At 71.3% G+C, this 8,437-nt stretch carries 9 protein-coding genes; 5 read left to right on the forward strand and 4 right to left on the reverse strand.

Annotated features, from left to right (window positions below; genetic code table 11):
- Together CA984_RS40400 and CA984_RS40405 are read left to right on the forward strand one after the other, a co-directional pair.
- The coding region (locus tag CA984_RS40400) for an acyl-CoA carboxylase biotin carboxyl carrier protein subunit (protein WP_341351757.1) at nt 1-258 on the forward strand (258 nt) is incomplete at its 5' end.
- 144 nt (nt 259-402) lie between these two features.
- Nucleotides 403-1,761 carry a hypothetical protein gene (locus tag CA984_RS40405; RefSeq protein WP_086578638.1) on the forward strand — a complete coding sequence of 453 codons (1,359 nt, stop codon included), beginning with the start codon at nt 403-405 and terminating at the stop codon, nt 1,759-1,761.
- A 382-nt stretch (nt 1,762-2,143) separates the two neighbouring features.
- On the opposite strand, the gene CA984_RS40415 is transcribed toward CA984_RS40405, so the two are convergent.
- From CA984_RS40415 to CA984_RS40425, 3 genes are all read right to left on the reverse strand, one after another.
- Nucleotides 2,144-3,349 carry an ROK family transcriptional regulator gene (locus tag CA984_RS40415; protein WP_086578640.1) on the reverse strand — a complete coding sequence of 402 codons (1,206 nt, stop codon included), beginning with the start codon at nt 3,347-3,349 and terminating at the stop codon, nt 2,144-2,146.
- Nucleotides 3,350-3,696: 347 nt separating this feature from the next.
- On the reverse strand, nt 3,697-4,005 hold the full coding sequence (locus CA984_RS40420; RefSeq protein WP_086578641.1) for a MerR family transcriptional regulator: 309 nt from the start codon (nt 4,003-4,005) through the stop codon (nt 3,697-3,699).
- A gap of 117 nt (nt 4,006-4,122) precedes the next feature.
- Entirely contained in the window at nt 4,123-4,572 is a 450-nt protein-coding gene (locus CA984_RS40425; protein WP_086578642.1) for an Hsp20/alpha crystallin family protein, read from the reverse strand.
- Between the two features lie 359 nt (nt 4,573-4,931).
- Between CA984_RS40425 and CA984_RS46765 the strand changes: the two genes are divergently transcribed.
- Together CA984_RS46765 and CA984_RS40430 are read left to right on the forward strand one after the other, a co-directional pair.
- Nucleotides 4,932-5,108: a hypothetical protein gene (locus CA984_RS46765; RefSeq protein WP_207621222.1), complete on the forward strand. Its 177-nt coding sequence runs from the start codon at nt 4,932-4,934 to the stop codon at nt 5,106-5,108.
- Nucleotides 5,109-5,161: 53 nt separating this feature from the next.
- Nucleotides 5,162-6,361, forward strand: a complete 1,200-nt coding sequence (locus CA984_RS40430) for a pentapeptide repeat-containing protein (protein WP_086578643.1) — start codon at nt 5,162-5,164, stop codon at nt 6,359-6,361.
- Here the strand turns inward: CA984_RS40430 and CA984_RS40435 are convergent.
- Nucleotides 6,348-7,742, reverse strand: coding sequence for an NAD(P)H-quinone dehydrogenase (locus tag CA984_RS40435; RefSeq protein WP_086578644.1), 1,395 nt, complete (start codon nt 7,740-7,742; stop codon nt 6,348-6,350). The genes CA984_RS40430 and CA984_RS40435 overlap by 14 nt on opposite strands.
- Nucleotides 7,743-7,886: 144 nt before the next feature.
- Between CA984_RS40435 and CA984_RS40440 the strand changes: the two genes are divergently transcribed.
- A complete protein-coding gene (locus CA984_RS40440; protein ID WP_031160818.1) occupies nt 7,887-8,339 on the forward strand; it encodes a gamma-glutamylcyclotransferase family protein in 453 nt (150 codons plus the stop codon).
- Nucleotides 8,340-8,437: the final 98 nt, after the last annotated feature.

Consider the following 8,437-nt stretch of genomic DNA (forward strand, 5'->3'; position numbering starts at 1 on the left):
CTGCATCGGGCTGATCAGGTCGTCGCCGCCACCCCGGCCGGCGGCGACGACCTGATCAGCCCGATGCAGGGCACGATCGTCAAAGCCGTGGCCGCCGACGGCGACACCGTCACCACCGGCGACGTGATCGTGGTGCTGGAGGCGATGAAGATGGAACAGCCACTGACCGCGCACAAGAGCGGCACCGTCACCGGCCTGACCGCCACCGCCGGGCAGAGCGTCACCGCCGGCGCCCTCATCTGCGCCATCAAGGACTGACCTCCCGCACCGCGGACCCGGGCCACGACCCACGGCATACCGGCGATCTCGCTGCGACACGTGGCCCGGGACGGGATACGGTCAAGAGGTATGGAACTCTGACGTCCACTCATTCGTCTTTCAGGACGAAGGAGGCTTTCTGCCGTGATCACCACAAAATCCGCGCCAGGTCGTTTCGGTGCCGCGATCGTCGCGCTACTCGCCGGGCTGCTGGCCATCTTCATGATCGCGCCGGCGGCGAACGCCGCGGCGCCCGACCCCAGCACGATCTCCGCGGGTCTGAAGGACGGGGATCACTTCTACGTCGACCCCGCCGCGGGGATGCCAGCCAACGCCGTCGACGCCATCCGTAACGCCACCGAGCAGACCTCCTCGGTCTACGTGGGCATGCTGCCCGAAGGCTCGGTCACGAGCCAGTCGCAGGCGCGGACCTTGCTGACCTCGGTCCGCAAGGACGTCGGCGGCAAGTCCACCATCCTGCTGATGAGCGGCAAGACCCCGTTCGGCACCACCAACATCAAGGGTGTCGACATCGATGAGCTGCTGGGCCGCGCCAAGACCACCACCAGCCCGACGGACAACGTGATCAACTTCGTCAAGCTGGCGGATGACGCGGCGACCGGCGCGGGCATCGGCTCCAGCTCCAGCTCGTCCCGCTCCTCCGGCGGTTCCAGCATGGGCGTGCTGGTCGGCATCCTGGTGCTGGCCCTGGCCGGTGGCGCGGGCATCTTCTTCTACTCCCGCAAGAAGAAGCAGCAGCGCGAGGCCCGCGAGGCCGCCGAGCTGGCCGCGGTCAAGCAGACCGTGGACGAGGACGTCACCAAGTTCGGCGAGGAGATCACCGACCTCGACACCGACGTCAAGCTGCTCGGAAACGGCGCCGACCACCAGCAGGACTGGCAGCGCGCGCTCGACTCCTACGAGCGGGCCAAGCTGGAGCTCTCGGCGGTCAGCCGCCCCGACGAGCTCCGCGGCGTGACCACCGCGCTGGAGGAGGGCCGCTACGCCCTCGCCTGCGTGAAGGCGCGCGTGAACAACCAGCCGCTCCCCGAGCGGCGCTCGCCCTGCTTCTTCAACCCGCAGCACGGCCCCTCGTTCCGTGACGTCCGCTGGGCGCCGCCCGGTGGCGCGGTGCGCGAGGTGCCCGCCTGCGCGGCCGACGCGGAGGCGATCGAGCGCGGCTTCGAGCCGCAGACGCGTGAGGTCATGGTCAACGGCCAGCGCCGCCCCTACTACGACGCGGGCCCGGCCTACCAGCCCTACGCCTACGGCTACTACGGCGGCTTCGGCGACGTCATGACCGGCATGCTCGTCGGCACGATGCTCGGCAGCATGATGGGCGGCGGCTGGGGCATGGGCGGCTACGGCGCCGGCTACGCGGACGGCGCGGCCGAGAGCGGCGGCGACTTCGGTGGCGGAGGCGACTTCGGCGGCGGCGGCTGGGGTGACTTCGGCGGCGGAGGCGACTTCGGTGGCGGTGACTTCGGCGGCGGCGACTGGTAGTCACCGCTGACAGCCGAGACGGGCGCGTTCCCCCTGGAGGGGAGCGCGCCCGTCGTCATGTGAGGCCCCACTCGGGGGCTCGGCACGGAGGCCGGGTCCCGCCCGAGTGCCGTCCCGCACGGCCGGGCGGAGGCCCGGCACAGCCGGGAGACCGGACTCCGCCCGAGTGCCGTCCCGCACGGCCGGGCGGAGGCCCGGCACAGCCGGGAGACCGGACTCCGCCCGAGTGCCGTCCCGCACGGCCGGGCGGAGGCCCGGCACCGAGGCCGGGAGACAGCGCCTCTGTCGAAGCGCTTCGATATCCGGCCCGGGAAAGCCCCGTTCGTTGCACACGTGTTTTGAACGGAGCTTCCCTGAGGGGTGCACGCCTGTGCGGCTCAGGTCAGGAGATACGCGGCAGACGACCCGGATCCACCGAGTCGAGCACCCGTGCGGCGCCGCCCAGCGCCGCCGCGCCGTACCCCAGCGTGGAGGCCACGACCTGGCATCCTCCGGCGTCCGGCGCGATCGTGCGCCCGCGCAGCTCGGCCTCCAGCGCGGGGAGCAGCCAGGGCGCGAGCGGCACGTAGTAGCCGCCCAGGATGACCACTTCGGGATTGAGCAGGTTGGCGATCATCGCCACCCCCTTGCCCAGGTGGTGCCCCACCGTGGCGAGGGTGGAGAGCGTGCGGGAGTCGGCCGCGCGAGCCAGCCGCACCACCTCGTCCAGCTCGATCTGCACCTCCGCCGGCGAGAGGGCGGCGTGCTCCAGGACGGCGCCGATCCCCGCGACGGCCTCCAGGCAGCCCAGGCGGCCGCAGCGGCACTCGGCGCCGAGCGGATCGAGCTGGATGTGCCCGATCTCCCCGCCGTACCCCTGACCGCCGCGGCGCAGGCGCCCGTCGAGGACGATCCCGGCGCCCACCCCGATCTCACCGGTGAGGTAGACCAGGTTGGCCGTCCCCGCCCGGGGGCCGAAGCGGTGCTCGGCCAGGGCCGCGAGGTTGGCGTCGTTGTCCACCTGCACCGGGAAGCCCGGGTCACGGAGGGCCTTGGTGAGGTCGCCGCACAGGTCGGCGTCGCGCCAGCCGAGGTTGGGCGCGATGCGCACGGTGCCGTCCGCGCCGACCAGGCCGGGCACGCCCACGGCCAGGCCGAGGACCTGACGCTCCTCCTTGGCCATCCGGTTCGCCACGCGGCGGACGATCGCCGCGACGGTGGCCACGGCCTCGGCGGCCGTGGTGGTCGCGCCGGGGAAGGACCGCCGCCAGGACAGCAGCCTCTCCCCCGACAGGTCCACCGCGACGGCGGTGACGTAGTCGACGTTGACCTCGACGCCGATCGCGGCGTACGGCGAGCCGTCGAGCACGAGCATCGTGGCCGGACGGCCGACCCGGTTCTCGGTCAGCCCCGTCTCCCGGACCAGGCGGCGGTCGATCAGGTCGGCGACCAGGCTCGACACCGTCGCCTTGTTGAGGCCGGTGGAGGCCGCGATGTCCGCCCGCGAGCAGGGCGCGTGCTCGCGCACGGACCTCAGCACGACGGCGAGGTTGGTGGCCCGGACGTCGGCGAAGTCCGCCGGCTGCGGGTCCGTCGTAGATGTGATCAAGGTCAGTCCCGTTCCCGCGCGGCCAGGTCGGCCCCGTCATGCCCCGTCGTTCACCGACCTGTGACCGCTGCCCGCCGATCCGCGATCGGCGGGCCCTCGCGGCGAAGGCCACCCTGGACTAATTTGTTTGGCCGCCAGACTAACTAACCCTACCCCGGAGCCGTCCTCCGCCGACACCCCCGATCCGGCCGGAACCAACGGAGGAAGGGCGCCGTGACGGTGCTGTTCGTCTACCCGTTCGTCCAGCGCCACTTCACCAAGGGCGTCATCATCGGCGCCGTCAAGGGCTGAGCACCCGCCGCCGGAGCAGCGTGAGCGCTCAGGCGGCGAGTTCTGCCGGTGAGTCCCTAGCCCTCCCGGCGGGTGGCCCGCTCCCTGGCCAGCTCCTCCTGGAGTTCCCTGACCTGATGCTGCAGCTCGAAGATGCGGCGGACGGCGGCGAGGGTCATGCCCTCGCCGACGAGCTGGATGGCGTTCTGGAGGTCACCGATCTCGTGGCGGGTGTAACGGCGCTGGCCGCCGCTGGAACGGGCGGGCCGTACCACGTCGTGCTCGTCGAGACGGCGCAGGAAGGCCTGCTCGACGTGGAGCATGTCGGCCACCTGGCCGACGGAGTACAGAGGCGCGTGCTCATCGTCGAAGGGCAGTCCGACCATCGTCGCTCCTTTCAGGACCGGGCGGTGAGCTCCCCGGAGTGTCCCCGTATCGTCACAGGGCGGGCGCCGGGACCCGGCACCCGCCCTGTCGGTGTTCGATGGTCAGATCACGAGTGTTCAGGACTTGATCGACTTGACCTCGTCGGCCTTGTGAATCTCGACCTTGCGAGGCTTCGCCTTCTCGATCACCGGGATGCGCACGGCCAGGACGCCGTTGGAGTAGGCGGCGTCGACCTTCTCGCTGTCGAGGTGCTCGGAGAGGTAGACCCGGCGGGTGAAGGTGCCCATCGGACGCTCGCGCACGAACAGCCGGTCGTCCTGCCCGTACTCCTCCTCGCGGCGGGCGCTCACGGAGAGCACCCCGCGGTCGACGGTCACCTCGATGGAGTCGGGGTCGACGCCGGGGAGGTCGAACTTGAGAAGAACGTCATCCTTGCGGCGGACGCCGTCCAGCGGCATGGCCCCGCGCGTGCCGTTCTCGCCGCTCCATCCGAGGGCCTGCCGCGCGATCCGGTCGAACTGACGGTCGAACTCCTGGACGAACGGGTCGATCGACGTCAGCAGCATCGGTAACCACCTCCATTGGACCAGGCAGGTATCCTTAAGCCTGCCTTCTCGGAAACCTCTTAGTGCATTTATAAGTTATCGACAGGCACGAGCGCAAGTATCTTCCGCGGAAATCCGCGTCCAGCCCTCTGCCGCAGCCCGGTACGGCCCGCGTCACACGGGACCAGGCCGGCGGTCCTGAGCCGGAAGCCGGCGGCCCTCGACCCGCCCGGCCCGAGACGCACCCGCCGGAAGCCCCGCAGGCCGCTTCACCCGCTACGTCTCCTGGACGGTCGTGACGACGACCGGGACCCCGGCCCCCACCATGAGAAGGCGGCGACCCGCCGGCTCGGGCCGGGCGGCCGGCTCGGCCGGCAGCCGTGACTTACGGCGCCTACGCCCGCCCGCTGGGCCTGGAACCCGTGCCCGTGGAACGCGTACGGCGGGGCGGGTGGCTGTTCACGATCGACCTCGGCGACGAGGAGCAGGAGGGAACCGGCGGCCTGCGGTTGTCCCCCGGCGGTTACGCTGTACAAAAGGTGCAAGCAGGTGTCTAGCGAGGTGCAATGATCCACTGACACGATCGGGGCTGCTTTTCGAGGAGGCTCTCGTGCGTCGTTCCGTTCCTCTGGCACTCACCGCTGCGATCTTCGCGCTGTCAGGGACCATGATCTCCCCCGCCCAGGCCGCAGCCGGGCCCTGCAGACCCGGCCAGGGCGCCGACCTGCGAGGCAAGGACTTCACCAGGGGCGCCTCGCTCCCCGCAGACCTGCGCTGCGCCGACCTGACGAAAGCCAAGCTGAAAGGCGTGGAGCTCGTCCAGAAGGACCTGACCGGGGCGATCCTGCGCGGCGCCGACCTCAGGCAGGCCAACCTGACCCAGGCCGTGCTGAAATACGCCGACCTGCGTGGCGCCAACCTCCGCGAGGCCGACCTGGGCCAGATGCACGCCGACCACGCCGACGCGCGCGGGGCGAACCTGATCGACGCCGAGGCCGGGCAGGCGCAGTTCCCGCACGCCGACCTGACCGGGGCGACCCTGACCCGGGCCGAGCTGACCCAGGTCAACTTCACCAACGCCAAGCTGATCGACGCCGACCTCAACGAGAGCACCCCGGGCCAGATCAAGGCGCGCAAGGCCGACTTCACCCGGGCCAAGCTCCGCGAGGCCAAGATGAGCCAGGCCAACCTGCGCAACGCGACGTTCAAGGACGCCGACCTGAGCGAGGCCGAGCTGACCCAGGCCGAGCTGGACGGCGCCGTCTTCACCGGCGCGCTGGTGGAGGAGGCGTCCTTCGTGCAGGCCGACGACGCGGACCTGACCGGCGCCAAGGGCACCCCGAAGGGCCTCAGCCTGCCGGCCACCGACCTGCTCTTCCCCGATGGGGTGCTCACCCCGGAGAAGGAGACCGACCGGCTCGCCGAACCGGCCGGGACCGGCGGCGCCCCGTCCGTGGGGCTCCTCATGGTGGTGGTCAGCGCGGTCGGTCTGGCCGTCACCGTGGTGGCCTGGGGGATCAGCGCCCAGCGGCGGAGCCGCCGGAACTCCCGTTTCGCGCTCATGCGGCGCGGCGCCGAGGAGGACATCACCCGGCTGGGCGAGGAGATCGACCAGCTCGACTACGAGTTCCAGGTCAGCGGGCACGGCGACATCACCGGCGACCAGGACTGGCGGCACGCGATCGACGCCTACGAGGCGGCCAAGAACGCGCTGTCCCTGGCCAGGCGGGAGGAGGAGCTGCAGTTCGTGGCGGGCGCCGTACAGGACGGCAGGAACGCCCTGGGGCGGCTGCGGGTCAGATCCCGCTAGGGGTCATCGGCTGCATCAGACGGCGGGCCGCCTCGGTGATGGAGCCCGACAGCGCGGGATAGACCGCGAAGGTGTGGGCGAGCTGGTCCACGGTGAGCCGCTGCTGGACCGCCACCGAGACCGCCAGGATCAGCTCGGACGCGCCGGGGGCGACCACGACGCCGCCGAGGATGATGCCGGTGTGCGGGCGGCAGAACAGCTTGACGAAGCCGTCGTTGAAGCCCTGCATCTTGGCGCGGGCGTTGGTGGCCAGCGGCAGCTTGACCACGTTGGCCTCGATCTCACCGGCCTCGATCGCCTTCTGCGCGACGCCCACGGCCGCGATCTCGGGGTCGGTGAAGATGTTGGAGGCCACGGTGGCCAGGCGGAGCGGCTGTACGGCCTCGCCGAGCGCGTGCCAGACCGCGATCCGGCCCTGCATGGCGGCGACCGAGGCGAGCATCAGCACCCCGGTGCAGTCGCCGGCCGCGTAGACGCCGGGCGCGGAGGTGCGGGAGACCTTGTCCACCTGGATGAAGCCGCCCCGGTCGAGGGTGACCCCGGCCTCCTCCAGTCCGAGCCCCGCGGTGTTGGGGATCATGCCGACGGTCATCAGGCAGTGGCTGCCCTCGGCGGTCCTGCCGTCCTCCAGCGTGACGACCACGCCGTCGGCGGTGCGCTTGACGGACTCGGCCCGGGAACGGCCCATGACGTTCATCCCGCGGCGCCGGTAGACCTCTTCGAGGACCTCGGCGGCGTCGGCGTCCTCGTTGGGCATCATCCGGTCGCGCGAGGACACGAGCGTGACCTCGGAGCCCAGGGAACGGTAGGCGCCCGCGAACTCCGCGCCGGTGACGCCGGAGCCGACCACGATGAGGTGCTCGGGCAGCTCCTCCAGGTCGTACATCTGGCGCCAGGTGAGGATGCGCTCGCCGTCCGGCTCGGAGCTGGGCAGGATGCGCGGGGTCGCGCCGGTCGCCACGATGACGACGTCGGCGCGGATCGTCCGGTCTCCGGCCCTGACCACCTGCGGGTCGACCAGCCGCCCGGCTGCCCGGATCACCTCGACCCCCTCGGCTGCCAGCCGCGCGGCGATGTCGGCGGACTGCGCCTGGGCCAGCTCCTTCACCCGCCTGTTGACCAGCGGCATGTCGGCGATGACGCCGCCGGCGTCGCCGTCGGGGCCGCCGGTGTAGCGCACGCCCAGCATGCTGGCGTCGAGGAGCGCCTGCTTGCGCACGGAGGTGGCGATCAGCGTCTTGGACGGCACGCAGTCCGTCAGCACACAGGCCCCGCCGGGACCGTCCTGTTCGACCACGGTGACCTGCGCCCCGAGTTGCGCGGCCACCAGCGCCGCCTCGTAGCCGCCGGGCCCGCCACCGATGATCACGATCCTTGTCACGTACCCCATTCTCCCGCATCCTCGGACCAACCGTCTCTCCGGTCCCCCTCCGAAACCGCGAAAGACGTTGCGGGCACAGAGGAAATCAACGGGACGCCGAGGCGGAGTGAGCGTCTGGCAGATCTTGGATTAGTGTTGGACACCGTGCCTGTCTACGCCGCCTACGGCAGCAACATGGACCCGAAGCAGATGGCCCAGCGGGCCCCGCACTCGCCGATGCGGGGGTCGGGCTGGCTTCAGGGCTGGCGCCTGACGTTCGGCGGAAACGACCTCGGCTGGGAGGGCGCGCTCGCCTCCATCGTCGAGGACCCCGACGAGCATGTCTTCGTCGTCCTCTACGACGTGCCCGAATGGGACGAGACCTCTCTCGACCAGTGGGAGGGCGCGGCGCGCGGCCTCTACCACAAGGTCAGGCTCCGGGTGCAGACCCTGGAGGGCGAGGTCGTGGCCTGGTTCTACGTGCTCGACGGTTACGAGGGCGGCCTGCCCTCCGCCCGCTACCTCGGCATCCTCGCCGAAGCGGCCGAGCACGCCGGCGCCCCCGACGACTACGTCAAGGACCTGCGCAGCCGTCCCTGCACGTCCCTGGGAAGCTGACCGGGCGCCTGACGGCCACCCCCACGGCACAGGCCCCGCGCCGTGCCCGGCTCCCTCACGCCCTCCGCACCGTCCCCGCGCCCCCGGCCGGTTCACCC

The organism is Streptosporangium minutum, assembly GCF_002149035.1.
Lineage (GTDB): Bacteria > Actinomycetota > Actinomycetes > Streptosporangiales > Streptosporangiaceae > Streptosporangium > Streptosporangium minutum.